Raw genomic sequence first — 25,419 nt, 5'->3', positions numbered from 1 at the left:
AGAGTCGGCCCAAGCCATGCATGAGGAGCGGGAGAATGCGCGGATATTGGATCGTTGGGGCGATATTGCAGCTGGCATTCTGCCTCAGCGCGCAAGCGCAAGGCGATCCGGCCCAATCGCACACGGTCCTGCGCCCGTCGCCAGCCGCCGTGGAGATTCGCACATCTTCGTACACGGCCGTGGACGGCACGACACTGCCTTTCGATATCTATTACGACGGCACGCGCAAGGGCAGGCGCGCAACCTTGATCCTGCTGAGCGGAAATGACGACCCGCGCACTTGGGGAGCGTACGCCGATCTGGGCCGCCTCGCGGCGCAGCGCGGATTCACCGCCGTCGTGATGGCCAAACGCTTTCCGCGCACGAATGCCGGAATCGAGTCGGGATACGGTGACGTCCATTCGCTGCTCGAACAGCTTCAAGACCGTGTCGACGTCGCGGACCGGAAGCGGACCTGCTTGTGGGGATTCTCCGCGGGCGGACGCCTGTTATCGCTGGCCTTCGCACAACCAGCGCCCGCCTTGCGCTGCACGATCGGTTTCTATCCCGTACTCACCGCCTTTGCCGACGCGCCTTCCGATTGGACCCGTCGCTTCATCCCCGTCGATGCGGTGCAGGCGGGCGGCACAGCTTCTTCGCCGCCCATGCTGATCGTCCGCGCAGGCAAGGATACGCCTGAGATCAATCAAGGCATCGAATCCTTCGCATCGAACGCCCTGCGCCGCAACGTGCCGATCACGATCATCAACCTGCCCGAAGCACGGCATGCATTTGATTGGCATGACGATACCGCCTGGTCGCGACGCGCGATCGAGGATGCATTCGAGTTTGCCGAGCGCGCCACGGCGCAAGCCCAGGACTGACGGCGGCGTGCAAGGATAATTTCGCGGCAGTCGCATCCGGCGCTGGCCGATCAAGCAAAGGGGCTCGTCCCTCGATCCACAACGCCGGCACTGCGTGGTTCAAGCCGGCTTCATCACCATCAGCCAGAAGATCGCAATCACGCTGATGAACGCCGGCCAGCCCAACCAGAACCACCACCGCATGACGCGATGATAGGCAGCCGGTAGCGGCATCCCCGTCGCCGATGCCGCGAGAGCAAGATTGCGTGCTCGCCATTGCAGCCACAACACCGGCAGCCAGCAGGCGCCGACCACGAAGAACAGCAGCAGTGCCGCCTTCAACCAGAAGGCGGAATACGGATTGCCGAGCGCATGCGCCAGCCAGAAGCCGCTGACGAATTGCACCAGCACCGCTGGCGCGGTGAAACAGGCATCGGCAATCACCACGGTGCGTGCAGTCTCGGCGATGACTCTGACATCTCCGCGCTTGTGTGCCAGCCACATGAAGAACGCGATGCCCAGACCGGTACCGAGCAGCAGCGTCGACGACAGGATGTGAATCCATTTCACCCACAGGTACATCACCTCACCTCCTGTCGGACAGCACCCAGAGCACTGCAAGCACCGGCAGTACCGCCAAGTTCTTCGCCAGACCGCCCAGCGGTTCCAGCCATAACGCGGGCAATGTGATCCCGAAAACGAGCGTATACGCCACCACGCTCACCGCCATCAAGGACAGCACGAGACGCGGCCGCCACCCGATCCACAAGAAGATCGCCAGCGCGAAATCAATGACGGCCGCAGTACGCGCCAGCATCACCGGCTCGACTCCCTGAAGCGGCGATCCCGCCACCAGATGTTCAATGTCGGTGGCGGGCGTGAACCACCCCGCCACCGCCGAAAGCAGCCACAACGCCACCATGCAGACCCGTAGCCCCGGCACGAGAAAATACAGCTGCGCATGCCAGCGGTCCTGCACCTGGCTTGGTCGCAAGGCCAGCGTCTGCGCCAACGTGCGTGGCGCGAAGCCGAACGCATCCCGCAGGCGTGCATGCGCGCCGGGAGTCGTCACGTTGCCGCGTCTCAACATGCGCCACATGGTTTCGCCGACCGGGCCGCTGCCCAAGCGCTCGAAGATGCCAACCTGCAGCGTCACCAGGATTTCCGGAACGTGGATTTCACGCTGGCCCGAAATGCGTAGCCAGCGCCGCCATTCGCGCTGGTAATCACGCAACGGCATCGGTTCCGGACCACCGACTTCGTAGATGCCTGGTGGTGCCTCCAACGCAAGCGCTGCCAGGTCGCCGAGATCCTCTGCCGCCACTGGCTGAATCGGCCAGCGGCCATCGCCTGGCAGCACTTGCACGCCAGGAAACCCCGCCAACGCGCGCAACAACGACGTGCCGCCATACGACCCGGCCGCGGCATAGACCACCGACGGGCGCAGCACCACGGCTTGCAACGGCAATTGTTGCAATGCCTCGTCGAAACGATGCTTGGAAGCAATGAATTCGCCGTCCTCCGGCAATCCCAGCGCCGAGATCTGCACAAAACGATCGATGCCACGCTCGACACAGGCCTGAGCAAGCGCCAGCGGCGCCGTGACATGGATCGTTTCGAAGCGCTGGATGCCAGACTCGCGCAGGATGCCGGAGGCATTCACCACCGCATCGACGCCATCAAGCACCTCATGCCAGTCGTCGGGTTTCGTCATTCGAGTCAGATCGCAGGCACGCTCATCCTCCCGAAGCGGTTTGCCGACCGGCCGGACGCCGCGCAATACTTGATGACCGCGTCCGCACAAGGCCGCCACGATGAAGCCGCCCAAAAAACCATTGGCGCCCACGACCAGAACGGTCCGTGTCGCCGGATCGGATGCTTCGTCTGCACGCATGCGCACAAACTAGCAGAATCCCACTCCCCTTTTCGCAGAGGTATTCGCCATGTCCCAGCATCTGGCTTCGATCCGTTGGTCCCGCGATGGCAAGCCCTTCGACTACAACGGTTATTCGCGTGATCATGAGTGGCGTTTCGACGGCGGGCAGCGCGTCCGCGCCTCGGCCTCGCTCGATTATCTCGGCAGCGCGGAAAGCGTCGATCCGGAAGAGGCGCTGGTGGCGGCATTGTCCTCGTGCCACATGCTGACCCTGCTCGCCATCGCTGCGAAGAAGGGCTGGACGATCGACGGCTACGAGGACGACGCGGTCGGCACGATGGCCAAGAACGAGGCCGGGCGGCTCGCCGTCACGCAAGTGGTCCTGCGTCCGCGCATCACGTTCGCCGAAGGCAAGGCGCCGGATGCGGCGGGCCTGACCCATCTGCACGAGCAGGCACACATCCACTGCTTCATCGCGAATTCCGTGAAGACGGCGGTGACAGTGGAGCCGCAGAACGCCTGACGGATCGTCAAGGCACGATCGCTGGCGCGACGAAAACGTCGAACCAGCGGGTCCGGATCACGTACCGACGTGGTAGTTGTTCTCGCACTCGGCGCAACCGATGTTCTCAAGCGCGATCGACATTGCCGCGGTGTAGCTCTGCGCGCCGCAGCCGCTGACAACGGCTAGCACGGGACCGCTCGACGGTGTGATCACGGGCTCCTGCTGGCCGACGAAGTCGTCGTGGACTTCGATGTAGGGCACCTCCAGCCGCGCCAGCGCATCGCGCAGCGAAGCCTTCGATTGCGAGTAGGCCCCGGGATCGAGCAACACGATTTCCGCCCGGTCGTCCGCGAGATGCGCGAGACGATCCAAAATCTCACGCTCGTCGGCGCACTGATAACGACACAAGGTACGGCCCGCGCGCGCGGCACGCGCATGCAAGGCATCAAGAATTCCTGGCAGCAGCGACGCGTCGTATTGCGTGGCGGCCTGCGGTTCCGATATCCGGATCATCACGATCGACATGGTCAAGCATCACTCCGATGCGCGCTTCGGCATCGCCGCCTCGCGGCGATCAGCCGTCGCGCATCGAGGACAAGATTAGGAGTGGCGGCCATAAAGCCGCTATGCGCGCGCTGATTGTGCGGCATAAAACACTCGTAAAGCCCACCGGCAGTCACCTGCCGGTTACCGTCATTCCCGCCTCAATGCGGGAATGACGGGCAAGGCATTCCTTACAGGATGTAGCGCGACAGATCCGGATCCTGCACCAGCTCACCCAGGTGCAAATCCACATAGGCACGATCGATCGACACGCTCCCGCCCTTGTCCGGCGCTTCGAAACTGAGCGAGTCCAGCAGCCGCTCGAGCACGGTATGCAGACGGCGGGCGCCGATATTCTCTTGCCGCTCGTTGACCTGCGCGGCGATCTCCGCGAGGCGATCCACGGCATCCGAGGTGAAGCCGAGCTGCACGCCCTCGGTCTTCAGCAACTCGACGTATTGCTTGGTCAAAGCCGCTTTCGGCTCGGTCAGGATGCGGACGAAATCGTCCTTGCTCAGCGCCGACAGCTCGACACGGATCGGGAAACGCCCCTGCATCTCGGGGATCAGATCCGACGGCTTGGCGAGATGGAACGCGCCGCTGGCGATGAACAGGATGTGGTCGGTCTTCACCGAGCCGTACTTGGTGCTGACCGTGGAACCTTCCACCAGTGGCAGCAGATCGCGCTGCACGCCTTCGCGCGAAACATCCGCGCCCATGCCTTCGCTGCGTTTGGCGACCTTGTCGATCTCGTCGATGAAGACAATGCCGTGCTGCTCGCAGGCCTCGATCGCCGCTTCACGCACCTCGTCCTCGTTGACCAGCTTGGCCGCTTCCTCCTCGACCAGCTGCGGGCGCGCGGCCTTGATGGTCAAGGTTCGCTTGTGCGTCTTGCCGCCGCCGAGATTGGAGAACATCTGCCGCAACTGCTGGCCCATCTCCTCCATGCCCGGCGGCGTCATGATGTCGACGCCGACATTCGCGGAGAGTTCAAGCTCGATCTCGCGGTCGTCGAGCTCGCCGGCGCGCAGCTGCTTGCGGAATTTCGCGCGCGTGTCGTTGTCGGGCGCCTGGTAGTCCTCCGCCGGCTTCTCCGCACCGAAGCCGAAGCCTCCCGGCATGCGCCGGGGCAGCAACGCGTCGAGGAGGCGATCCTCGGCGCGCTCTTCGGCCTGTGTACGCACACGCGTCTTGGCCTGCTCGCGATAGAGCTTGACCGCGGTGTCGGCGAGATCACGGATGATCTGCTCCACGTCCTTGCCGACGTAGCCGACTTCGGTGAAGCGCGTGGCCTCTACCTTCACGAACGGCGCGTTGGCGAGCGTGGCCAGGCGCCGCGCGATCTCGGTCTTGCCGACGCCAGTGGGGCCGATCATCAGAATGTTCTTCGGCATCACCTCGTTGCGCAGTTCGTCAGGCAGCTGTGCGCGGCGCCAGCGGTTGCGCAATGCGATCGCCACCGCGCGCTTGGCCGACTGCTGGCCGACGATGTGGCGGTCGAGTTCCTGCACGATCTCGCGCGGGGTCATGGTGGCGGAACTGGTGTCGAACTTGTTGGGCATGGGATTCTTGAAGATGAAGGAGTGACGGCTCTTCTCGCTCGAATACAGGAGAAGACGATCGAACGCGTCGTGACGTTACAGTTCTTCGACCACCACGTTACGGTTGGTGTAGATGCAGATATCGCCCGCGATATTCAGGGCTTCGATCGCGATCTGCTTGGCATCGAGTTCGGTATGCGCATACAGCGCCCGCGCCGCGGACAACGCATAAGGGCCGCCTGAGCCGATCGCGACCAGCCCATCCTCGGGCTCGATCACATCGCCCGTGCCGCTGATGATCAACGAGGTTTCCTTGTCGGCGACCGCGAGCAGCGCCTCGAGCTTGCCGAAGCGGCGCTCGGTGCGCCAATCCTTCGCCAATTCGACGGCGGCGCGCAGCAGCTGGCCGTGCTTTTCCAGCTTCGATTCGAACAGCTCGAACAAGGTGAAGGCATCGGCCGCGGCACCAGCGAAACCGGCCAGTACCTGACCATCCTTGCCGAGACGGCGCACCTTGCGCGCGTTGGCCTTCATCACGGTATGGCCGAGCGTGACCTGACCGTCACCGGCAATGGCGACGTGGCCGTTGCGGCGCACCGAGACGATGGTGGTGGCGTGGAAGACGTTGGGGTTCTGGCTGGGGTCCATGCGAATCTCCTGGTTAGCCCCTTGGTGGGGGCTGATGGAGAGGAGCGCAAGGGGTGAGCCAAGGCGCGCTTAGCGCGGCACTGCCGCGCCGCCTTGGCGAACGCCCGGCCATGGATCTAGAGTCGCGCCGTCAGCGCGGCGATAGGCCGGAGGATCCGAAGCCAGATCTGTCACGCCATGGATGGCAGCACGACATTACCCGCAGAAGCAACTCGCCTTACTTGGCTTCCGTCTTCCGCCTTTTCGCACGCGGATGCGCCGCGTCGTACACCTTCGCCAGATGCTGGAAATCCAGATGCGTGTAGATCTGCGTGGTGGCGATGTCGGCATGCCCCAGCAGTTCCTGCACGCCGCGCAGATCGCCGGAGGATTCCAATACATGACTCGCGAAGCTGTGCCGCAGCATGTGCGGATGCACGTGCTTGAACAATCCTTGCCGCACGCCGAGCTGCTTGATGCGGATCTGCACCGCGCGTGGCGAAATCGTCGCGCCATGGCGTCCCGGGAACACCGGGGCATCGTTGGCGGCACCCGTCTCCATTCGCCACGCGCGCAATGCCTCGCGCGCGTGCGAGCCCACCGGCACGCTGCGCTGTTTGTTGCCCTTGCCGAGCACGGTGACCAGGCCGCCGTCGAGATCCAGATCGCGCCATCTCAGATGGCACAGCTCGGACAAGCGCAGGCCCGAGGAATAGAACAGCTCCAGCAATGCGCGATCGCGCAATCCCAGCGTCGCATCGGTGGGCAGTTCGACCAGCTTCACGGCCTCGTCGGTATCGAGCACCTGTGGCAGCTTGCGCGGCGCTTTGGGTGCGCGCACCGGGGCGGCGGGATTGGCCTCGATGCGCCCGTGCTTGAGTAGCCACTGGTAGTAGCTGCGACACGCCGACAGACGGCGCTGCAGACTCGTTGCGGAGAGGCCGCGGCGCCGCTCGGCGGCGACGAAAGCGCGGATGTCGGCGTTCTGCAATGCTTCCGGATCGCCCCTGCCCTGCGTCTGCGCCCATTGTGCGAGCGCGTCCAGGTCACGCTGGTAGGCATCCAGCGTGTGCGCCGAAAGCCGGCGCTCGACTTGCAGGTGCGAGATGAAATCGGCGATCGCCACGTTCTGTTCTCGCGGTGTGTTCGAGCGCCGCGCTACGGCGCCCGGTCGAACCGGCGCAACGACGCCGCGAACGCATCGCCCATCATGCGCAGGAACAGCGTGCCCATGCCGGGATAGAAACGATTCGGATCGCGGCTGCCGACCGCGACCAGCGCGGTACCATCCAGCGACAATAGCGCGCTCGACAGCACTTCCTCGGCGCGCATGCCGTACAGCAACGCGTTTTTCTCCGGCTGCAGGCGTCCGCACAGCGGCTCGCCGTCAGCCAGACAGTCGCGGAACGGCGACAGGCGCGCGTCGTCCTGGGCGATCGTCTGCAGCCAGTCGACGCCATCGAGGCTGGCGATCGGCTTGAACAGCACGATCCGCACCAGATCGCCGTTGAAATCCTCGGCCAGCGCCGCGGTCATCGCACGCACGGTATCGGCGGCATTGTCCTGCTTGAGCAGCGCCAGCGTGAGCTGATGCGTGCGCACGGCCAGGCGCTCGTTCTCCTGCGCGTTGCCGAACAACTCGTGCAGACGGCGCGTGAGCTCGCGATTCTTGTCGCGCAACACTTCGAGCTGATAGCTGGCCAGCGACGCGGCCGGCCCCTCTTCGCGCGGCACCACCATGCTCAGGGCGAGGTCCGGGAACTGCTGCAGGAATTTCGGATGCCGGCGCAGCCATGCGGCGATTTCGTGCGCGCCCAGCTTCTCAGTGCTGTCGATCATGCGGTCCACTCTCCCTCGAAAACGAATGCGGCCGGCCCGGCCATCGCGATTTGCGCGGCATCGTCGGGCCAGCTGATGCGCAAGTCTCCTCCCGGCAGCGCGACGACGACGTCGCGATCGATGCGCCCGCGCCGCATCAGCACCGCCGCGGCGGCGCAGGCGCCACTGCCGCAGGCGAGCGTTTCGCCAGCGCCGCGCTCATACACGCGCAGGCGGATGCGGTCGCGCGCGACCACCTGCGCGAAGCCGACGTTCACCGATTCCGGAAACCAGGGCGAAGACTGCAAGGCGGGGCCGAGCCGTACCACCGGCGCATGATCGATGTCTTCGACTTCGATCACGACATGCGGGTTGCCCATGGAGACGGCACCGAAATGCACCCGCTCGCCGTCGCCGGGCTGTTTATAAGAAAGCTCGGCCTCGTAAATGTCGCGTGTTTCTCCGAAGCCGCGCATCGGCACGATCTCCGGCGCGAAGCGCGGAACGCCCATGGCGATGCGGAAACGACCATCCCCGAGCACATCGACGTCATGCGTGCCGGCCGGACTGTCGAGCGAGAAGCGCTCGCCGCTCGCCGCGCCATCGCGCAGCAGCCAGGCGGCGATGCAGCGCGCGCCGTTGCCGCATTGCTGCGAGGTGGAGCCGTCCGAATTCCAGATGCGGTAGGCCGCCGCCGATTGCGCGGTGCGCGGCCCTTCGACGGTCAGGATCTGATCGCAGCCGACGCCGGTGTGGCGATCGGCCAGGGCGCGGCACAGCTCCGGCGACGGCGCCGCGCGCGTGCGCAGGTCGAGCACGACGAAATCGTTGCCCGCTCCGTGCATCTTGCTGAACCGCAGTGTTGTCGTGCTAGCCATGTCGCGTGGTGGAAGACATTGGCCTGACGAGCGGCATTCCGTTTGAAGCGAGCCCGTTCAAGGCTGTGTGGAAGGCGGCGATTCCGCCGGCGTCGTCGACTCCGTCGTGGCAGCCGGCGCCGTGGAAGCCGGCGTCGTCGTGGTGTCGGCAGGCGTTTCCGTGCCACTGCTGGTTTCGCTCTTTTCGCCTTCCGTCGGCGTCGTGCTGTCGGTAGCCGGCGCGGCGGGCGTTGCCGGCTGGGGCGCCGGTTTCTCCGGCAGGACCAGCGGGCCTTTGTTGCCGCAGCCGGTCAGGGCGAAAGCGGCGGCGAGCAGGAGCGGAATGAGAGATGGCTTCATGGGGAGGAGTTTAGCCGCTCATGTCCACAGAAAGACAACCCGGCGCGGGTGATCCGTGGCAACGCGATTCAGGCGACGCGACGGGCGGATCGCTCAGCGCCGCGGTTCCGGTCGCAGCCACAGCCAGGTCGCCACGGCCGCCATGCAGGCGATGGCGAGCGCGGCGATCCAGGGCTGGGAGAAGCACAGCAGGATCGCCGCGCAAACCACCATCGCGAGGCTCGCCATCCATTTCGCGCGCCGGCTCACTGCGCCCTGCGCCTGCCAGTCGCGGATCGCCGGGCCGAAGCGCGGATGCGACAGCAGCCAGCGATGCAGGCGTTCGGAGCCACGCGCCGCGGCCCAGGCGGAGATCAGCACGAACACCGTGGTCGGCAACCCCGGCACGAAGATGCCGACGATGCCGACACCAAGACTGAGATAAGCGAGCAGCCACCAGGCCCAACGGGGCATGTTCAGGGCACCATGTTCAAGAGCGCCAGGTCGCGCGCGTTCATCCGCACATTATGCGCGGACGAACGCGGGAGAGGCCTGACCGGCGCGTTACTGCTTGCCGACGCTCAGCTGATCGAGCAGGAACGCGTACATCTCGGACAGTTCGCGATACTTGCGGAAACGGCCCGACTTGCCGCCGTGGCCGGCGTCCATGTTGGTGCGGAACAGGACCGGTTGCTTGACGCCCGCTTCATTGGGCATGTCGAGATCGCGCAGACGCGCCACGTACTTGGCCGGCTCCCAGTATTGTACCTGCGAATCCCACAGGCCGGTGCCGACGAACATCGCCGGGTAGGCCTGCTGCTTGAGATTGTCGTAGGGCGAGTAGGACAGCATGTACTCGTAGTAATCCTTCTTCTCGGGATTGCCCCACTCGTCGTATTCGTTGGTGGTGAGCGGGATGCTCGGATCGAGCATCGTGGTCACCACGTCGACGAACGGCACCTGCGACAGGATCACGTGATACTTCTCCGGCGCCATGTTGGCGACCGCGCCCATCAGCAGGCCGCCGGCGCTGCCGCCATAGGCGGCGACGCGATCCTTGGCTGCATAGCCTTCCTTCACCAGATAGTCGGTGACGTCGATGAAGTCGGTGAAGGTGTTCTTCTTCTTGAACAGCTTGCCCTCGTCGTACCACTTGCGGCCCATCTCCTGGCCGCCGCGGATGTGCGCGATGGCATAGACCATGCCGCGATCGAGCAGGCTCACCGTGGTCAGGCTGAAGCCCGGGTCCATCGAGGCGCCGTAGCTGCCGTAGGCGTACTGCAGCAGCGCGGCCTTGCCGTTCTTCTCGAAGCCCTTCTTGTAGACGATCGAGACCGGAATCCTGGTGCCGTCGCGCGCCGTGGCCCACAACCGCTCGGTCACATATTGCGTCGGATCGTAGCCGAGCACCGGCTGCTGCTTCAGTTGACGCCGCTCGCCGGTCTGCGTGTTGAGCTCGTAAGTGGTGGCCGGCGTGGTCATCGAGGTGTAGCTGTAGCGCAGCCACGGCGTGTCGTGCTCGGGGTTGGCGTCCAGGCCCATCGAATAGGCCGGCTCATCCGCGGCAACGTGGCTTTCCTTGCCGTCGGCGGCGATCAGGCGGATGCGCTCCAGCGCGTCGGAACGCTCGGCGACCGCGGTGAAGCCATCGAACAGGTCGAAGCCTTCGATGAAGACGTCATCGCGATGCGCGATCCAGTCCTTCCAGTCCTTGCGCGAAGTGCTGCCGTCGGGGGCCGTGACCAGCTTGAAGTTCTTGGCGCCATCGGCGTTGGTACGGATGACCCAGCGGTCGCCGAGATGGTCGGCGTCGTACTCGACGTCGCGCTCGCGCGGGGCCAGCACCGTGAACGCCTCAGGGTTGGCAGCCGGTGCGCAACGCAGTTCGCTGGACACCGTGCTGCTGACGCCGATGCAGATGTACTTGTCGTCGCCCGTGCGCGAGATGCCCATGTAGAAGCTGTCGTCCTTTTCCTCGTAGACCAGCTTGTCCTCGCTCGCCGGGGTGCCGAGGACGTGCTTCTTCACGCGCACGGTGAGCAGGGTTTCGGGATCGTTCTCGACGTAGAACAGCGTCTTGTTGTCGTCGGCCCAGACCAGGTTGGGCGAGATGCCCTTGATCTCGTCCGGATAGAGTTCGCCGGTCTCCAGATTCTTGAAGCGGATGTTGTACTGGCGGCGGCCGACCGCGTCCTCGGCCCAGGCCAACAGCTTGTTGTCCTGGCTGATTTCATAGTCGCCGACGCTGAAGTAATCCTTGCCCTTCGCCATCGCGTTGACGTCGAGCAGCACCTGCTCGCCGGTCTTGTCCGCCTGCTGGGTCGCGGCGAGCACGCTCAGCGGCGTGGCGCCTTCGGCGTCCTTGCGGCGGGCGTGGATCGGATAGTCCTGGCCGGTCTCGAAGCGCGTGTAGTACCAGTAGCCGCGCTCGCGCGACGGCACGGAACTGTCGTCCTGCTTGATGCGCGCCACGATCTCGTCGTAGAGCTTGTCCTGCAGCGGCTTGAGCGGCGCCATCACCTGGTCGACGTAGGCGTTCTCCGCTTTGAGATACCCCAGCATGGCTTCGTTCTTGCGCGTGTCGTCGCGCAGCCAGTAGTACTCGTCCTGCCGCTCGGCGCCGAACGGCGCCTTGACCGTATGCGGCTTCTTCTCGACATCGGGCGGTGCGGGGAGTTCGGCGGCGGACAGGTTCGTGGTCATCATGGAGACGGCGGCAAGGAAAAGGACGGTCGGTTTCATAGGTAGGGCTCGCGGGTGTGCGATGCAATGGTCGTTTGGCCCCTCCCCCTGCTTGCAGGGGGAGGCTGGGAGGGGGTGTGAGGCGCGGAACGCCGAAGCTCACGCGCGGAAAAGCGCCACCCCACCCCAACCCTCCCACCCATTCGGAGGGGAGGGAGCATCGTTTTACTTAGTCAGTTCCTTCCAGAGGAAGGTGTACGCCAGCGCGTTCATATGCGCCTGCTGCGCGTTGTTCGCCGCGCCGCCATGCCCGCCTTCGATGTTCTCGTAGTAGCGCACGTCCTTACCGGCGGCCTGCATCTTCGCCATCATCTTGCGCGCATGGCCGGGATGGACGCGGTCGTCCTTGGTGGAGGTCATGAAGATCGTCGGCGGATAGGTCTTGGCCGGGTCGAACAGGTGATACGGCGAGAAGGTCTTGATGAAGTCCCAGTCTGCCGTATCCGGATCGCCGTACTCGGCCATCCACGAGGCGCCTGCCAGCAGATGGCTGTAGCGCTTCATGTCCAGCAGTGGCACCTGCACCACCACCGCGCCGAACAGCTCCGGATACTGCGTGAGCATGTTGCCCATCAGCAGACCGCCGTTACTGCCGCCCTGGATGCCGAGGCGCTTGGGCGAGGTGATCTTGCGTGCGACCAGATCCTGCGCGACCGCGGCGAAGTCCTCGTAGGCCTTGTGTCGCTTGGCCTTGAGCGCGGCCTGATGCCAGCGCGGCCCGTATTCGCCGCCGCCGCGGATGTTGGCGAGGACGTAGACGCCGCCCTTCTCCAGCCAGCCCTTGCCGATGCCGCCGGAATAGGTCGGGGTCAGCGAGATTTCGAAGCCGCCGTAGCCATACAGCAGCGTGGGATTCGCGCCGTCGAGCTTCATGTCCTTGGGGTGGATGATGAAGTACGGCACCTTGGTGCCGTCTTTCGAGGTGGCGAAATGCTGTTCGATCGCGTCTTTCGAGGCGTCGAAGAAGACCGGCATCGACTTCAGCTTCTCGATCCCGTCCGCCACGCCCGGACTGACCAACGTGAGCGTGGTCGGCGTGAGGAAGTCGGTGATGGTCATCCACACCTGATCGCTTTCGTCACTATCCACCGCACCGACACCGATGGTGCCGTATTCGAGCGAGCCGACGTCGAGCGGCTCGGATTTCCAGCCGCCTTCACCGTGCTTGAGCAGGAACAGCTTGTTCTTGACGTTGTCGAGGACGTTGAGCACCAGCTGCGTCTTGGTCCAGGTATAGCCGGCCAGCGATGTGGTGTCGGTGGGCTCGAACAGCACATCGAAGTCGCGCTTGCCGCCCATGAAGCCGTCGAGCTTGGTCGCCAGCAGCGAACCCGCCTTGTAGGTCTTGCCGCCCACGGTCCACGGCTCGCGCAGTTCCAGCATCAGCCAGTCCTTGCGCACGCCCTTGTTGACCGAGTTCGGCACGTCCACCTTGGTGAGTTTGCCGTCTTTGCCACGCAGATAGAGCTCGTCGTTGTAGAAGGCGATGGTGCGGCTGACGTAATCGCGCTCATAGCCGGGCGTGTTGTCGTGGAAGGCCGCGATGTACATGTCTTCCGGCTTGCCTTCGTACACCACCTTGGCCGATTCGATCGGCGTGCCGCGCTTCCACTCCTTGACGATGCGCGGATAGCCGGAGCTGGTCATCGAGCCGGGGCCGAAATCGGTGTAGACATACACCGTGTCCTGGTCGATCCAGCCGAGCCCGCCCTTGGCCTCCTTGCGCTGGAAGCCGTCCTTCACCCAGTCCTTGGTGGTGAGGTCGAATTCGCGGGTGACGTCGGCGTCGGAGCCGCCGGGCGAGAGCGCGATCAGGCAGCGCTTGTATTCCGGTTTGAAGCAATCGGCGCCATGCCAGACCCACTTCTCGTTGTCAGCGCGCTTCTCGGCCGCGTTGAGCGCGTCGAGATCGATCACCGTCTCCCACTGCGGATTCGGCTTGCGATATTCCTCGAGCGTGGTGCGGCGCCACAGGCCGCGTTCGTGCTGCTTGTCCTTCCAGAAGTTGTAGTAGTAGTCGCCGATCTTCTCCACGCCGGGAATCTTGGCGTCGGAATCGAGGATGGCCCGGATGTCGCCCTCGAGCTTCTTGAACTCGGGCGTCGTCGTCAGTTCGGCCTCGGTCTTGGCGTTTTCGGCCTTGACCCATTCCAGCGCCTTGGCGTCCTCGACGCCTTCCAGCCACTGATAGGCGTCAGCTTGTTGAGACTCGGACTGTGGAGCATCGGCAGCGCCGGCGTTTTGCATCGCATCCTCCTTCGTTTCGTTCCCGGAGGCTTGCGCAAAGGCGGATGTGCCGGCAACACCGGCGGCCAGGCTCGCGGCCAGGCAGAGTGACGACAACTTCGGCATGGGCTCTCCAATCAGGATTGGGTCTATTCAAGACCCGCGAACCTAACACAGGGCAGGCACCGCCCCGTTGTGCCGAAAGTGTGGTCAAGGCCGCTCAGGCGGCCTGCGGCCACCGTTGCTGCGGCACCGGCACCCTGCGCCGGCGGGCCTGGACATGTGGGCGCGGACGCCGCCGTGCGCCGGATGTTGCAATGGCAGCACGCGCCTGCGCGCGCGAGCCCGCCACCCGGACCAGCAGCAATGCCGCCAGGCTGACGAGGGGCATGCCCACCAGCCACAAGGGCATCCAGCCCAAGGCCGCGCTGTCGCCACGGGCGGCCGGCAGCGACAGCATGGCGATCACACCGAGGAACACGGCGCCGAGCAGCCAGGACACGATCTGCGGGTCGACACGGGATGCCGTGACATCGGCGATGTCCGGCGAATGCGGGGAGGGTGCCGGGAAAATGAAGTGGCTGCGGCGATTGGCGAGCATGACGGCGCTCCTGGGATCGGGAGCGCAGGCTCGCCGGTCCTCATCTCACGGACTGCGATCCTTGCGCCGCCGCCGGATTTTGCCGTGCGCCCTCAGTAACCCGCCGCATCCAGCGCCTTGCGCGTCTCGGCACGCCCCACCTCGATCGCCTCCTTGGCGCGCCAGAACTCATAGAAATGGCAGGTGTCGCGCGGAATCTCGATCACCAGCTCGGGCGGATCCAGCGCCAACTGCACGCGCGCAAGCTGGCCCTGCATGGTGTCCAGCGACAAGCCCATGGTGTCGATCAGGCTCTTTTCGCCGGACGAATTGCCTATTCGCCCATCCAGCCAGCGCGTGAAACGCCCGCCGCGCGCCTGGGCGGGCGCGTCAGGCGCCTCCGCGAGCGTGCCGGGCGGACGCTTCGGCCAACCGTTCATGTTCACCGCGATCAGCCGGTGCGCATCGGCCATGCGCGTGGCCGCGATCGGCAGCGGCGCGAGCAGGCCGCCATCGACCAGCTCACGGCCGTGCACCAGGTGCGGCGTGAACAAGCCGGGGATGGCGAACGAGGCACGCAGCGCGTCCCACAACGGACCGGTCCGCAGCCACACCTCGCGCTGGCGCTCCAGATCCACCGCGACCGCGGTAAAGGACACCGGCAGCGATTCGATATCGGGATTACCCACCACCTCGCGCATCGCCTCGACCAGACGATGGCCGTTGATCAGGCCGGGACGGCCGAGCACTGGATCGAGCAGGCGCAGCACGTCCGCACGCGTCTTCGCCTCCATGCCTTCGCGGAATTCGCGCAGCTTCCCGGCCGCGAACACACCACCGACCAGGGCGCCGCTGGACGCGCCGGCGATCGCGACGATCTCGAACCCGCGCGCCTCCAGTTCCTCGATCACCCCGATCTGCGCGAGACCACGCGCACCACCCGCGCCGAGCGCCAGAGCCACGGGCTCGCGCTTGGCGATCTTCGGTGGATCGGCGGCCGGTGGGGACATGCGAACCTCCTTTTCAGCTCAACGCGTCAACTTCGTGTGCTTCGATCGGGCGCGTTGCTTCGATTGGCGGGCTTCAATGGGGCGCGTTATGCGCCTTTTGCCACGGCCGCGCCATCGCGCCCGCCGCGACAGTGCGTTGCAGGCACCATCTTCGCCTTTCGTTCAAGCGTCGTAATTGCTCAGCGCCAGCGCCAGCAGCGAACGCGCCTGCTCGCGCAGCGCCTTCGGCTCGATGATCTCGGCGTCGCTGCCGTAGTGCAGCACGTCCATCAGCAATTCGCGCGCGGCGCTGTAGGGAATCTTCAGTTCGTAGCGGCCATCGGGCAGGAAGCGCCCCTGCTGCTGCGAATGCCAGTGCTCGTCGGCCACCCAGCGCGCGGCCTTGGCGCTGAAGAGGATCGTGGCCACCCCCTTCGGCGGTCCGGAGAAGATGCCGTAGCTGCCGGCCAGATGACGATCGAGCTCGGCCTCGTCGATGTCGCGCGCGGGCGCATCGAGCTGGCGCGCGACGGCGATGCGATCGACCGAGAAGCTGCGCAGCGCCTCGCGATCATGATCCCAGGCATCGAGATACCAGTTGTCGCGATAGTGGGTGATGCGCTGCGGCGAGACCGTGCGCCGCGACTTCTCGTCGGTGGAACGCGCGCGGTATTCGAAGCTGAGCTGCTTGCGCGACAGCACCGCCGAACAAACGGTACGGAACGCGTGCTCGTCCATGCGCCGGGTGCGGTGCGGGATCACGCGCACGCGCTCCATCGGCCAGGCCTTGCCGGCGGCGTGCTCGGACAGCAGCTTTTCGATGCGTCCCTGCAACGGCGCCAACGCCGAGGACAGCACGCCACCGCCACTGCGCGACAGCAGTTGCTGCGCGGCGAGCAGCGCGTGCAGTTCGTCCGAGTTCAACCACAGGCCGGGCAGTTCGAAACGGCCGCCTTCGTCGGCGTCGTAGCGGAAGCCGGCTTCGCCGTCGCCGACCACCGGCGCCATCAGGCCATCGCGCAGGAAGGCCAGGTCGCGATAGACGGTGGCGCGCGAGCATTCGAGTTCGTCCTGCAGCCGCACCACCGTCACCGGGTAGCGCGAGGTCTTCAGGATGCGGTGCAGCGATAAGATGCGTTCGTAACGGTCCATTGTGAGTGCCGTAACCGGGTGGCGTCCGCCGATCCGCCTAGCATCGCATCGGCATGATCGGCACCGCCAGTCCCATTATTGTGACAGGCGGCCCTCTGCCGTCTTCTGCGCGAGATATTGGGCAGCCGCCCGTCCGACGAAGCTGCGGCCGGGGTTGTCGGCGGCGATCCAATCCTGCGGCGGGAACAGCGCGAACAGTCCGACCTTGACCAAGGTGGGCACCGCCAGCCGCAGTTCGTCCTCGATCTGGCCGCGCTCGCCGTGGTTGTAGCGCTCGACGTTGTGCAGCATGGCGGCGACCGTGCCGGTCTGTACAGAACTGCCGTCCTGCAGCCGCACCACTGGCAGCGATTCGCCTTCGGCGACGATCTTGTGGTTGATCGCGCCCAGGCGATCGGTGTTCTCGGGGGAGGATGCCGACACGACGATTTTCCGGCCAGGCGCGGATTGCGCACCTCGAAGAGATGACGCTCGACAGCGGCTTTTCAAGGACGCTATGGCGCTGGATGGGACACGCCCATGACGGCGTCCGCGCTCGCAGGCACAATATCGCGATGCATCCGCCAGCTCCGAACCGAGAATTCGGCCGCCAGCCCGACGCAGCCTGCACGGAGCCGGGCCGCGCATGAAGCAGCCGGCCATCAACCTGTCGCCCTCGCCGGGAGATGAGGTCAAGACCACCACCTGCTACATGTGCGCCTGCCGCTGTGGCATCAAGGTGTGGCTCAAGGACGGCAAAATTCGCTATATCCAGGGCAATCCCGCGCATCCGGTGAATCGCGGCGTGCTCTGCGCGAAAGGCGCCTCCGGCATCATGCAGCACTACTCGCCGGCACGGCTCGACAAGCCGTTGCTGCGCACGGGCGAGCGCGGCAGCGGCGAGTTCAAGGAAATCGAGTGGGAGGATGCGCTGCAGATCGCCACCGAATGGCTGCAGCCGATCCGCGAGCGCAATCCCGACGAACTGGCCTTCTTCACCGGCCGCGACCAGTCGCAGGCGCTGACCGGCTGGTGGGCGCAGCAGTTCGGCACAGTCAACTACGCCGCGCACGGCGGCTTCTGCTCGGTGAACATGGCGGCCGGCGGGCTGTACACGCTCGGCGGCTCGTTCTGGGAGTTCGGCGAACCGGACTGGGATCACGCGCGCTACCTGATGCTGTGGGGCGTGGCCGAGGATCACGACTCCAACCCGATCAAGCTCGGCCTCGGCAAGCTGAAAGCGCGCGGCGCCAAGATCGTGGCGGTGAATCCGGTGCGCAGCGGCTACGGTGCGATCGCCGACGAGTGGATCGGTATCCGCCCGGGCACCGATGGGCTGTTCGCGTTCGCGCTGATCCACGAACTGCTGCGCATGGACCGGATCGACCTCGACTACCTGGTGCGCTACGCCAATGCGCACTGGCTGGTGATCCGCAATCCCGGCGGCGCCGATGACGGGCTGTTCGCGCGCGATGCCGAAGGCAGACCGCTGTGCTGGGATCGCAACGCCGATGCCACAGCCGATGCGAACGCGATCGGCATCGCGCCCGCCGTGGTCGGCGAATACGACCTGCCCGGCGGCCACAAAGCCGTTCCCGTCTTTCACCTGATCGCCGAACGCTATCTCGATCCGCAGTATTCCCCGGATGCGGTCAGCGAGCGCTGTGGCATCCCCGCCGACACCATCCGCCGCATCGCGCGCGAACTGGCCGAAGCCGCCTTCGACAGCCATCTGACGCTGCCGATCGCCTGGACCGACGCCTGGGGCCGCGAACACACCGAAATGGTTGGCCGCCCCGTCGCCATGCACGCGATGCGCGGCATCAGCGCGCACAGCAACGGTTTCCACACCTGCCGCGCACTGCATCTGCTGCAAGTCTTGCTCGGCGCGGTGGATGCGCCGGGCTCGTTCCGCTACCAGCCGCCCTATCCCAAACCGATCCCGCCACCGAACCGTCCCGGCAAGGCACGCAAGGACAACGGCGCGCTCGACGCACCGCCGCTCGGCTTCGTGCATTCGCCCGCCGATCTGCTGGTCGACGCCGCAGGCCAGCCGCGCCGCATCGATCACGCCTTCTCCTGGGCCTATCCGCTGTCCGCGCACGGCATGCTGCACACCGTGATCCGCAACGCCCACGCCGGCGATCCGTACCGCATCGACACCCTGCTGATGTTCATGGCCAACATGAGCTGGAACTCGGCGATGAACACCACCGAGACGATGCGCTGGCTCACCGACAAGGATGAGGACGGCGGCTACCGCATCCCGCGCATCATCTATTCCGATGCCTACGCCAGCGAGATGGTCGCCTATGCCGACCTGGTGCTGCCGGACACGACCTATCTCGAACGCTTCGACGCGATCAGCCTGCTCGACCGCCCCATCTCCGACGCCGACTGCGCCAGCGATGCGATCCGCCATCCCGTGCTCGATTCGGCGAAACAGCGTGGGCATGCCAATCAAAAGCCTCGCGACGTGCGCGGCTTCCAATCCGTGCTGCTCGAACTCGGCGCGCGCCTCGGCCTGCCCGGCATGACGCGCGAGGACGGCACGCCGATGTATCGCGACTACGCCGACTACATCGTCCGTCACGAACGCGCGCCCGGCGTCGGCTTGCTCGCCGGCTGGCGCGGCGATGGCACACATCACGGCAAGGGCGCGCCGAATCCGCAGCAGTTGCAGCGCTACATCGACAACGGCGGCTTCTGGCGCGAGGAAATCCCCGAACACGCGCGCTACTTCAAGATGGCCAACCGCGGCTATCTGGAATGGGCGCAGAAACTCGGCTTCGTCGGTTCCACCGAGCCCATCGTGCTGCAGCTGTATTCGGAAATCCTGCAGACCTTCCGCCTCGCCGCGCAGGGCCACGGCGAACACCAGCCGCCGAAGGAACACCGCGAGCGCATCGCCACCTACTTCGATCCGCTGCCGATCTGGTACGAACCGTTCGAACACGACCAGACCAGCCGCGAGACCTTCCCGCTCAATGCGGTGACGCAGCGGCCGATGTTCATGTACCACGCCTGGGGATCGCAGAACGCCTGGCTGCGCCAGATCACCGCGCGCAATTACCTGTACCTGCATCCCGACACCGGCGCGCACCACGGCATCGGCGACGAAGACTGGATCGAAGTGACCTCGCACCACGGCAGCATCACCGCACAGGCGAAATTTGCCGGCAACGTGCAGCCGGACACGGTGTGGACCTGGAACGCGATCGGCAAGCGCAAGGGCGCCTGGCGCCTGGCGAAGGACGCGCCGGAGAGCAATCAGGGCTTCCTGTTGAATCACCTGATCTCCGACAAGCTGCCGCAGACCGACTACGCCAACGCCGACCCGGTCACCGGACAGGCGGCGTGGTTCGACCTGCGCGTGAACATTCGCAAGGTGGATGCCGTGCAGCAGTCTCAGCCGCAGTTCGCCTCGCTTCCGTTCACCCCCGCCGATACGGCTCCCTTGCGTTACGGCGCCGATTTCAGGAAGCGGCCCAACCGATGACTTCTGGCCGATGACATCCCTACCGCCTCCCTCGAAGAAAAAGCTCGGCCTGGTGATCGACCTCGACACCTGCGTCGGCTGCCACGCCTGCGCCACCAGCTGCAAGGAATGGAATGCCGGCGGCATCGCCGGGCCGCTGACGGACGAGCAGCCCTACGGCAAGGACCCAATCGGCGTCTGGTTCAACCGCGTGCACAGCTACAAGCTTCCGGCGCAGCCCGCCGAATCGAGCAAGCCGGCACAGCCCGCGATGACGCTGCACTTCCCGCGCTCCTGCCTGCACTGCGAACAGCCCGCCTGCGTCACCGTCTGCCCGACCGGCGCCAGCTACAAGCGCGCCGAAGACGGCATCGTGCTGGTCGACGAGGACAAATGCATCGGCTGCAAGCTGTGCAGCTGGGCCTGCCCGTACGGCGCGCGCGAGTATTCGCCGGTCGAAGGCGTGATGAAGAAATGCACGCTGTGCGTGGATCGCATCTACAACGAGAACCTCGACGAATCCGAGCGCCAGCCCGCCTGCGTGCAGGCCTGCCCGACGCGCGCGCGGCACTTCGGCGATCTGGCCGATCCGGAATCGAAGGTGTCCAAACTCGTGGCCGATCGCGGTGGTGTCGATCTGATGCCGCAATTGGGATATCAGCCCACCAACAAATATCTGCCCCCCCGTCCGCGGCGTGGCGGCGATGCGGTGGCAGCCTCCGAGGAGGCACTGGATGGCAACGCCCTGCCGGCGCCGCTACGCTGGCTGGACCGGATCCTGTCGCGATGAAGCACCTCATCAAACGTCGCGGAGCTTGTCGCTGACATGCATCCCGCTTTTTCCGTCATCGTCTTCACTACGCTCTCCGGCGCCGGCTATGGCCTGATGGTGTGGCTCGGCCTGCTGCAACTGTCCGGACGGTTTCCCGCCGACACCACGCCTCCATGGCTGTGGGCAGCGTTATTGCTGAAGGCATTGGTGCTGGTGAGCATCGGCCTGCTCAGTTCGACGTTGCATCTTGGAAAACCTGGTCGCGCATGGCGGGCGTTCTCGCAATGGCGCACTTCGTGGCTCTCGCGCGAAGGCGTGATGGCCGTGCTGACCTATTTGCCCGCGATCGCGTTGCTGGCGCCGATCGCCGTCGAAACGTGGACGCCCTATCGCATCGCCTTCACCGCCATGACCACCTCGATGCTGGTCATCGCGCTCATCGTCTGCGCGCTGCTGACGGTGATCAGCACGGCAATGATCTACGCCTCGCTGAAGCCGATCCCCGCATGGCGCCATCCCCTGGTCGTGCCCGGCTATCTCGCCTTCGCGCTGTTGAGCGGCGCGGTGTTACTGGCGGCGGCGCAAGCGGTTGTCGATCGCGTGTCACTGGAAGTCTGCATCGCGATCGCAGCGCTGGCCTTGCTCACCGGCGCCCTCAAGCTGGCGTACTGGCGCGGCATCGATCACCAGGCGCTGCCCGCCACGCGCGGCGATGCGATCGGCCTGCCCGGCCGGGACCCGAGCGTGTTCGAGCGCCCGCATACCGAAGGCAATTACCTCACCCGTGAGATGGGCTTCGTGCTCGCCCGCAAGCATGCGCGCAAGCTGCGCGTGATCGCGCTGGTGCTGTTCGTCATGCTGCCCTTGCTGCTGATGGCGCTCGCGCTGCTGATGCCCGCCACGGCGATCGGCGCACTGCCTGCCGCAGCGCTGGCGGTGCTGGCGGGCGCCTTCGTCGAACGTTGGCTGTTCTTCGCCCAGGCGCGGCACTTGGTGATGCTCTATTACTGAGGGCCGGCGAGCCCTCGGATGACGGAAACTGGGCTTCCGGGCACAACAAGCTCTGAATACGGATGCCCAGAATGTTAAATCCGTCTTGGAGCCGTCATCCCGGACTGACATAATTCCAATTCTGTAACCGTTTTCAACAGGTGCGCACGTGTCCGCGGTCTGGTGGCTGGCGCTCGCCGGCCTTCCCGTCTTCCAGCATCCCTTGCCCGAATCCCCGGGCGAGCCGGCGGCGATCGCCTTGGCGGCGGGACGGATTTCGTTGCGGGCCCCCTGTTACGAACTGGTCTGCCCGGATGCCGAATGGAGCGCCGACAGTCCGATGCTGGCCGTACAGCTGCGCAAGGATGGCCAACTGCCGTCTCCCCTGGCCTCGCCGTTCTCCAAACGCTACGCCGCGTTGAATGCGCCCGTCTCGCGTCGCGTCTGGGTCGAGTCCCAGCTCGACAAGTCCAAGGTCGGGGCGAATTACCGTTTTCAGGCCTTGTCCAAGCCAGGAAGCGATCTGCAGGTGCAGCTCGGCACCGGCTACCGATTGCTGAGCTATGACGACAACGCCTGGGTCGATGCGCCGGTCACGCGCGGCAGCCTGACCTATTCGCGGCAAATCAGCCCGGTGATCCGTTTCCAGCAGCAGGCGCAGATCGAAGCCATTCCGAACAACACCAATATCCGCCAGACGTTCGGCTTCAATATCGCACTGGCGCCGAAATGGGCGTTGAGCTCGGCGGTGGAATACAGCCGGGACACCGGCTTCAACAACACGCTGGTCCGGCGAACGCTGGGACTGCGCATGCCGCTGGTCTCGCAGTGGACGCTGGATTCGGAATTGCGCCGCTACTCCTCGACGACGGCCAGCGGCGACCAGGCCTACACCGAAGGTTCGATGAATTTCCGCTACGCGTTCTAAGCGCTGACGTGATTCCAACGCGCCGCAGTCACTGATCGCGCGATCAGCGCGGCGGCAGGAAACGCGCGGCGCCGGCGTCGAGCAGGTGTTGCGCCACAGCTTTTCCGAGCGCGTCGGCTTCGGCCACCGTCGCCCGCGCCTGCGCGCGCACGACCTCGCCCGTGGCGGCGTCGCCCACCAACCCCTCCAGCGACAACGCGTCGCCTTCCAGCGAGGCCAGCGCCGCCACCGGCACGTGACAGCTGCCGTGCAGCGCGCGATTCATGGCGCGCTCGGCTTCGACGCGCAGCCGCGTCGGCACGTCGTCGAGCACGGCGCACAGCGCGCGGATGCGGGGATCGTCGTCGCGGCACTCGATGGCGATGGCACCCTGCGCCGGCGCCGGCAGCCAGTCCGGCGCTTCCAGCCGCGCGCGGATGCGGTGGGCGAATCCGAGCCGGTCCAGGCCGGCGCAGGCCAGCACGATGGCGTCGTATTCGCCGGCATCGAGCTTGCCCAGGCGCGTGTTGACGTTGCCGCGCAGGTCGACGAGTTGCAGATCGGCGCGACGCGCGCGCAGCTGCGCCTGACGCCGCAGCGACGAGGTGCCCACGCGCGCGCCCTGCGGCAAGGCATCGAGATTTTCGAAGCGCGCGCTGACGAAGGCATCGGCATGATCGGCGCGTTCGAGGATGGCCGGCAGCGCAAACGGCGCATCCAGTTCCATCGGCACATCCTTGAGCGAATGCACCGCGCAATCGGCCTCGCCGCGCAGCATCGCCAGTTCCAGCTCCTTCAGGAACAGGCCCTTGCCGCCGATCGCCGCCAGCGAACGGTCCAGCACTTCGTCGCCGCGCGTGGACATCGGCACCAGCACCACCTCCAGATCGGGATGGGCGGCGCGCAGGCGCGCGGCGACGTGCTCGCTCTGCCAGAGCGCGAGCGGGCTTTTTCGGGTGGCGATACGGAGCAGGCTCATGCCGGCATTATCCGTGATGAACCGCCCATGCGGTGTGGAGAACCCAATGACTCAGAGGTGCCGGATGGTCTCGCGCAGATTCGCCACGCAGCGCCGGCTGACTTCCAGCGGCTGCTTGCCGTGGCGCAGGATCGCGTGGACGTGGCCCTCGGCGTCGCGCTTGAGCTCGACGAATTCGTGCCGCGCGACCAGGCAGTTGCGATGGATGCGCACGAAGCGGTCGGAGAACTCCTCCTCTAGCGACTTCAGCGATTCCTCGACCAGATCCTCGCCGCGCGCGTGGTGCACCACCACGTATTTCTCTTCGGCCTGCAGGTAGTGCACGTCCTCAATCGGGATCAGACGCAGGCTGCCGCGCAGGCGCGCGCACAGGTGGCTGCGCGACTTGCCGGCGCGGGCGCCGTGCCCGTCGGTACCGCGGGCACGGCCGGCGATGAAGGTGCGGGCGCGGTCGAGCGCGGCCTGCAGGCGTTCCGGGCGCACCGGCTTGACCAGATAGTCCACCGCCGCGGCCTCGAACGCCGACAGCGCATGCGCGTCGTAGGCCGTGCAGAACACCACCGCCGGGCGCGGTTCGAAAGCGGCGAGATGACGCGCGGCCTCAAGGCCGTCGATACCGGGCATGGCGATGTCGAGCAGCACAAGATCGGCGTCGAACTCGGCGCAGGCCTGCAAGGCTTCGCGGCCGTCGCCGGCCTCGGCCACCAGCTGCACGCCCGGCTGCGCGGCCAGCATCTGGCGCAGGCGATCGCGTGCCAGCGGCTCGTCGTCGGCGATGACTACTTTCACCCAACCACCCTCACGTCGAGGACTCGTTGACGACGATAGTAGCCATCCGGCCGCGCGCAAGCCATCCGCGCGTCGCGCAATGCGTCAAGCTTTCGTCAGACGCCGCGACAGCCAACCGCCAAGGTCGCTGATTTCCTCGGCGCACACCGAATGCGGCATGCGGTAGGGGTGCCAGTCCACCTGGAAACCGAACTTGCGCAGCAACGCGGCGCTCTGCTCGCCGGCACCGAACGGCACCACCGGGTCCTGCGTGCCGTGGGCCATGAACACCGGCTGCGTCTGCGCGCCTGCGTTCAGCGCCGCTGCCGCGGCAGCGGCGCCGGGCAAATAGGTCGACAACCCGATCAGGCCGGCCAGCGGCGTGCCGCGACGCAAGCCGGCGCTCAACGCGATCGCGCCGCCTTGCGAGAAGCCGGCGAGGAAGATGCGCTCGGCCGGAATGCCGCGCTCGATCTCGTTGTCGATCAACGTTTCGACCTGCGCCACGGATGCGTCGACGCCCTCCTGGTCGGCGCGATTGGCCAGATCGAGATCGCGGATGTCATACCAGGCCCGCATGCGCACGCCGTTGTTGATCGTCACCGCGCGCACCGGCGCATGCGGGAACACGAAGCGGATCGCCGGCCAGTCGCCACGCACCAGTTCCGGCACGATCGGTGCGAAATCGTGGCCGTCGGCACCGAGGCCGTGCAGCCAGATCACGCTGTAGCGCGGCGCGGGGCCGGTTTCCTGTTCGATGGTGTCGAGGAGCATGCGGGGATTGGGAGGATGGGAGAAGAAATCGGGAATAGCGTAATGCCTTTTCTCGTCATTCCAGCGCAAGCTGGAACCCATTCTGATTTTGGGCACGACGGCAACAACAAAATGGGTCCCAGCTTGCGCTGGGAT

The 25,419-nt window shown here is 65.7% G+C and carries 25 protein-coding genes; 6 read left to right on the top strand and 19 right to left on the bottom strand.

Annotated elements, in window-relative coordinates; translation table 11 throughout:
- The first annotated feature begins 35 nt into the window (after positions 1-35).
- On the top strand, positions 36-863 hold the full coding sequence (locus AC1RNP_RS13590; RefSeq protein ID WP_493051800.1) for an alpha/beta hydrolase: 828 nt from the start codon (positions 36-38) through the stop codon (positions 861-863).
- A 99-nt stretch (positions 864-962) separates the two neighbouring features.
- Here the strand turns inward: AC1RNP_RS13590 and AC1RNP_RS13585 are convergent, their stop codons facing one another.
- A complete protein-coding gene (locus AC1RNP_RS13585; RefSeq protein WP_493051799.1) occupies positions 963-1,424 on the bottom strand; it encodes a DUF2269 family protein in 462 nt (153 codons plus the stop codon).
- A 4-nt stretch (positions 1,425-1,428) separates the two neighbouring features.
- Positions 1,429-2,736: an SDR family oxidoreductase gene (locus AC1RNP_RS13580; RefSeq protein WP_493051798.1), complete on the bottom strand. Its 1,308-nt coding sequence runs from the start codon at positions 2,734-2,736 to the stop codon at positions 1,429-1,431.
- Positions 2,737-2,785: 49 nt separating this feature from the next.
- Here AC1RNP_RS13580 and AC1RNP_RS13575 point away from each other — a divergent pair, with 49 nt between their 5' ends.
- Positions 2,786-3,241 carry an OsmC family protein gene (locus AC1RNP_RS13575; protein WP_493051797.1) on the top strand — a complete coding sequence of 152 codons (456 nt, stop codon included), beginning with the start codon at positions 2,786-2,788 and terminating at the stop codon, positions 3,239-3,241.
- 57 nt (positions 3,242-3,298) lie between these two features.
- Here the strand turns inward: AC1RNP_RS13575 and AC1RNP_RS13570 are convergent, their stop codons facing one another.
- The 14 genes from AC1RNP_RS13570 to AC1RNP_RS13505 form a co-directional block, all read right to left on the bottom strand.
- Complete coding sequence (locus AC1RNP_RS13570) at positions 3,299-3,748, bottom strand: type II 3-dehydroquinate dehydratase (protein ID WP_493051839.1); 450 nt, start codon at positions 3,746-3,748, stop codon at positions 3,299-3,301.
- A 209-nt stretch (positions 3,749-3,957) separates the two neighbouring features.
- A complete protein-coding gene (gene hslU, locus AC1RNP_RS13565) occupies positions 3,958-5,328 on the bottom strand; it encodes an ATP-dependent protease ATPase subunit HslU (RefSeq protein ID WP_493051795.1) in 1,371 nt (456 codons plus the stop codon).
- 75 nt (positions 5,329-5,403) lie between these two features.
- Positions 5,404-5,955, bottom strand: coding sequence for an ATP-dependent protease subunit HslV (hslV, locus tag AC1RNP_RS13560; RefSeq protein ID WP_493051794.1), 552 nt, complete (start codon positions 5,953-5,955; stop codon positions 5,404-5,406).
- Between the two features lie 217 nt (positions 5,956-6,172).
- Entirely contained in the window at positions 6,173-7,060 is an 888-nt protein-coding gene (xerC, locus tag AC1RNP_RS13555; protein ID WP_493051793.1) for a tyrosine recombinase XerC, read from the bottom strand.
- A 32-nt stretch (positions 7,061-7,092) separates the two neighbouring features.
- Positions 7,093-7,773 (bottom strand): DUF484 family protein, encoded by a 681-nt coding sequence (locus AC1RNP_RS13550; protein ID WP_493051792.1) that lies wholly within the window; start codon positions 7,771-7,773, stop codon positions 7,093-7,095.
- On the bottom strand, positions 7,770-8,630 hold the full coding sequence (gene dapF / locus AC1RNP_RS13545) for a diaminopimelate epimerase (RefSeq protein WP_493051791.1): 861 nt from the start codon (positions 8,628-8,630) through the stop codon (positions 7,770-7,772). Before dapF ends, AC1RNP_RS13550 begins: the two co-directional genes overlap by 4 nt.
- 57 nt (positions 8,631-8,687) lie before the next feature.
- Positions 8,688-8,969 carry an LPS translocon maturation chaperone LptM gene (gene lptM, locus AC1RNP_RS13540; RefSeq protein ID WP_493051790.1) on the bottom strand — a complete coding sequence of 94 codons (282 nt, stop codon included), beginning with the start codon at positions 8,967-8,969 and terminating at the stop codon, positions 8,688-8,690.
- A 93-nt stretch (positions 8,970-9,062) separates the two neighbouring features.
- Positions 9,063-9,422: a YbaN family protein gene (locus AC1RNP_RS13535; protein ID WP_493051789.1), complete on the bottom strand. Its 360-nt coding sequence runs from the start codon at positions 9,420-9,422 to the stop codon at positions 9,063-9,065.
- A gap of 90 nt (positions 9,423-9,512) precedes the next feature.
- Complete coding sequence (locus AC1RNP_RS13530) at positions 9,513-11,690, bottom strand: S9 family peptidase (RefSeq protein ID WP_493051788.1); 2,178 nt, start codon at positions 11,688-11,690, stop codon at positions 9,513-9,515.
- Between the two features lie 165 nt (positions 11,691-11,855).
- Positions 11,856-14,042: a prolyl oligopeptidase family serine peptidase gene (locus AC1RNP_RS13525; RefSeq protein ID WP_493051787.1), complete on the bottom strand. Its 2,187-nt coding sequence runs from the start codon at positions 14,040-14,042 to the stop codon at positions 11,856-11,858.
- A 94-nt stretch (positions 14,043-14,136) separates the two neighbouring features.
- Positions 14,137-14,517, bottom strand: coding sequence for a hypothetical protein (locus AC1RNP_RS13520; RefSeq protein ID WP_493051786.1), 381 nt, complete (start codon positions 14,515-14,517; stop codon positions 14,137-14,139).
- A 92-nt stretch (positions 14,518-14,609) separates the two neighbouring features.
- Positions 14,610-15,506: a patatin-like phospholipase family protein gene (locus AC1RNP_RS13515; protein ID WP_493051785.1), complete on the bottom strand. Its 897-nt coding sequence runs from the start codon at positions 15,504-15,506 to the stop codon at positions 14,610-14,612.
- A 162-nt stretch (positions 15,507-15,668) separates the two neighbouring features.
- The gene (locus AC1RNP_RS13510) at positions 15,669-16,637 is read right to left on the bottom strand and encodes a helix-turn-helix transcriptional regulator (RefSeq protein ID WP_493051784.1); all 969 of its coding nucleotides are present in this window, start codon (positions 16,635-16,637) and stop codon (positions 15,669-15,671) included.
- 75 nt (positions 16,638-16,712) lie between these two features.
- On the bottom strand, positions 16,713-17,060 hold the full coding sequence (locus tag AC1RNP_RS13505; protein WP_493051783.1) for a DUF7709 family protein: 348 nt from the start codon (positions 17,058-17,060) through the stop codon (positions 16,713-16,715).
- Between the two features lie 202 nt (positions 17,061-17,262).
- Here AC1RNP_RS13505 and AC1RNP_RS13500 point away from each other — a divergent pair, with 202 nt between their 5' ends.
- The 4 genes from AC1RNP_RS13500 to AC1RNP_RS13485 all read left to right on the top strand — a co-directional run bounded on the left by AC1RNP_RS13500 (position 17,263) and on the right by AC1RNP_RS13485 (position 22,784).
- Positions 17,263-20,115: a molybdopterin oxidoreductase family protein gene (locus AC1RNP_RS13500; protein ID WP_493051782.1), complete on the top strand. Its 2,853-nt coding sequence runs from the start codon at positions 17,263-17,265 to the stop codon at positions 20,113-20,115.
- Positions 20,116-20,125: 10 nt separating this feature from the next.
- A complete protein-coding gene (locus AC1RNP_RS13495) occupies positions 20,126-20,884 on the top strand; it encodes a 4Fe-4S dicluster domain-containing protein (RefSeq protein WP_493051781.1) in 759 nt (252 codons plus the stop codon).
- Between the two features lie 36 nt (positions 20,885-20,920).
- Positions 20,921-21,877, top strand: coding sequence for a dimethyl sulfoxide reductase anchor subunit family protein (locus tag AC1RNP_RS13490; protein ID WP_493051780.1), 957 nt, complete (start codon positions 20,921-20,923; stop codon positions 21,875-21,877).
- A gap of 148 nt (positions 21,878-22,025) precedes the next feature.
- Entirely contained in the window at positions 22,026-22,784 is a 759-nt protein-coding gene (locus AC1RNP_RS13485) for a DUF481 domain-containing protein (RefSeq protein ID WP_493051779.1), read from the top strand.
- Positions 22,785-22,827: 43 nt separating this feature from the next.
- On the opposite strand, the gene hemC is transcribed toward AC1RNP_RS13485, so the two are convergent.
- The 3 genes from hemC to AC1RNP_RS13470 form a co-directional block, all read right to left on the bottom strand.
- Complete coding sequence (gene hemC, locus AC1RNP_RS13480) at positions 22,828-23,742, bottom strand: hydroxymethylbilane synthase (protein ID WP_493051778.1); 915 nt, start codon at positions 23,740-23,742, stop codon at positions 22,828-22,830.
- A gap of 51 nt (positions 23,743-23,793) precedes the next feature.
- Positions 23,794-24,531 carry a LytR/AlgR family response regulator transcription factor gene (locus AC1RNP_RS13475; protein ID WP_226469452.1) on the bottom strand — a complete coding sequence of 246 codons (738 nt, stop codon included), beginning with the start codon at positions 24,529-24,531 and terminating at the stop codon, positions 23,794-23,796.
- Between the two features lie 84 nt (positions 24,532-24,615).
- Positions 24,616-25,284: an alpha/beta hydrolase gene (locus AC1RNP_RS13470; protein WP_493051777.1), complete on the bottom strand. Its 669-nt coding sequence runs from the start codon at positions 25,282-25,284 to the stop codon at positions 24,616-24,618.
- Between the last annotated feature and the right edge of the window lie 135 nt (positions 25,285-25,419).

This window comes from Luteimonas sp. GW821-FHT14E02 (genome assembly GCF_058803905.1).
This window is presented reverse-complemented; position numbering and strand designations above follow the sequence as displayed.

Bases quoted from the DNA above. Each gene is read 5' to 3' on its own strand.
- AC1RNP_RS13490 (WP_493051780.1), top strand. From the start codon at position 20,921: ATGCATCCCGCTTTTTCCGTCATCGTCTTCACTACGCTCTCCGGCGCC.
- hemC (WP_493051778.1), bottom strand. From the start codon at position 23,742: ATGAGCCTGCTCCGTATCGCCACCCGAAAAAGCCCGCTCGCGCTCTGG.
- AC1RNP_RS13525 (WP_493051787.1), bottom strand. From the start codon at position 14,042: ATGCCGAAGTTGTCGTCACTCTGCCTGGCCGCGAGCCTGGCCGCCGGT.
- AC1RNP_RS13585 (WP_493051799.1), bottom strand. From the start codon at position 1,424: ATGTACCTGTGGGTGAAATGGATTCACATCCTGTCGTCGACGCTGCTG.
- AC1RNP_RS13575 (WP_493051797.1), top strand. From the start codon at position 2,786: ATGTCCCAGCATCTGGCTTCGATCCGTTGGTCCCGCGATGGCAAGCCC.
- AC1RNP_RS13500 (WP_493051782.1), top strand. From the start codon at position 17,263: ATGAAGCAGCCGGCCATCAACCTGTCGCCCTCGCCGGGAGATGAGGTC.
- AC1RNP_RS13510 (WP_493051784.1), bottom strand. From the start codon at position 16,637: ATGGACCGTTACGAACGCATCTTATCGCTGCACCGCATCCTGAAGACC.
- hslU (WP_493051795.1), bottom strand. From the start codon at position 5,328: ATGCCCAACAAGTTCGACACCAGTTCCGCCACCATGACCCCGCGCGAG.
- lptM (WP_493051790.1), bottom strand. From the start codon at position 8,969: ATGAAGCCATCTCTCATTCCGCTCCTGCTCGCCGCCGCTTTCGCCCTG.
- AC1RNP_RS13580 (WP_493051798.1), bottom strand. From the start codon at position 2,736: ATGCGTGCAGACGAAGCATCCGATCCGGCGACACGGACCGTTCTGGTC.
- AC1RNP_RS13550 (WP_493051792.1), bottom strand. From the start codon at position 7,773: ATGATCGACAGCACTGAGAAGCTGGGCGCGCACGAAATCGCCGCATGG.
- AC1RNP_RS13570 (WP_493051839.1), bottom strand. From the start codon at position 3,748: ATGTCGATCGTGATGATCCGGATATCGGAACCGCAGGCCGCCACGCAA.
- AC1RNP_RS13530 (WP_493051788.1), bottom strand. From the start codon at position 11,690: ATGAAACCGACCGTCCTTTTCCTTGCCGCCGTCTCCATGATGACCACG.
- hslV (WP_493051794.1), bottom strand. From the start codon at position 5,955: ATGGACCCCAGCCAGAACCCCAACGTCTTCCACGCCACCACCATCGTC.
- AC1RNP_RS13470 (WP_493051777.1), bottom strand. From the start codon at position 25,284: ATGCTCCTCGACACCATCGAACAGGAAACCGGCCCCGCGCCGCGCTAC.
- dapF (WP_493051791.1), bottom strand. From the start codon at position 8,630: ATGGCTAGCACGACAACACTGCGGTTCAGCAAGATGCACGGAGCGGGC.
- AC1RNP_RS13520 (WP_493051786.1), bottom strand. From the start codon at position 14,517: ATGCTCGCCAATCGCCGCAGCCACTTCATTTTCCCGGCACCCTCCCCG.
- AC1RNP_RS13495 (WP_493051781.1), top strand. From the start codon at position 20,126: ATGACATCCCTACCGCCTCCCTCGAAGAAAAAGCTCGGCCTGGTGATC.
- AC1RNP_RS13515 (WP_493051785.1), bottom strand. From the start codon at position 15,506: ATGTCCCCACCGGCCGCCGATCCACCGAAGATCGCCAAGCGCGAGCCC.
- AC1RNP_RS13590 (WP_493051800.1), top strand. From the start codon at position 36: ATGCGCGGATATTGGATCGTTGGGGCGATATTGCAGCTGGCATTCTGC.
- AC1RNP_RS13535 (WP_493051789.1), bottom strand. From the start codon at position 9,422: ATGCCCCGTTGGGCCTGGTGGCTGCTCGCTTATCTCAGTCTTGGTGTC.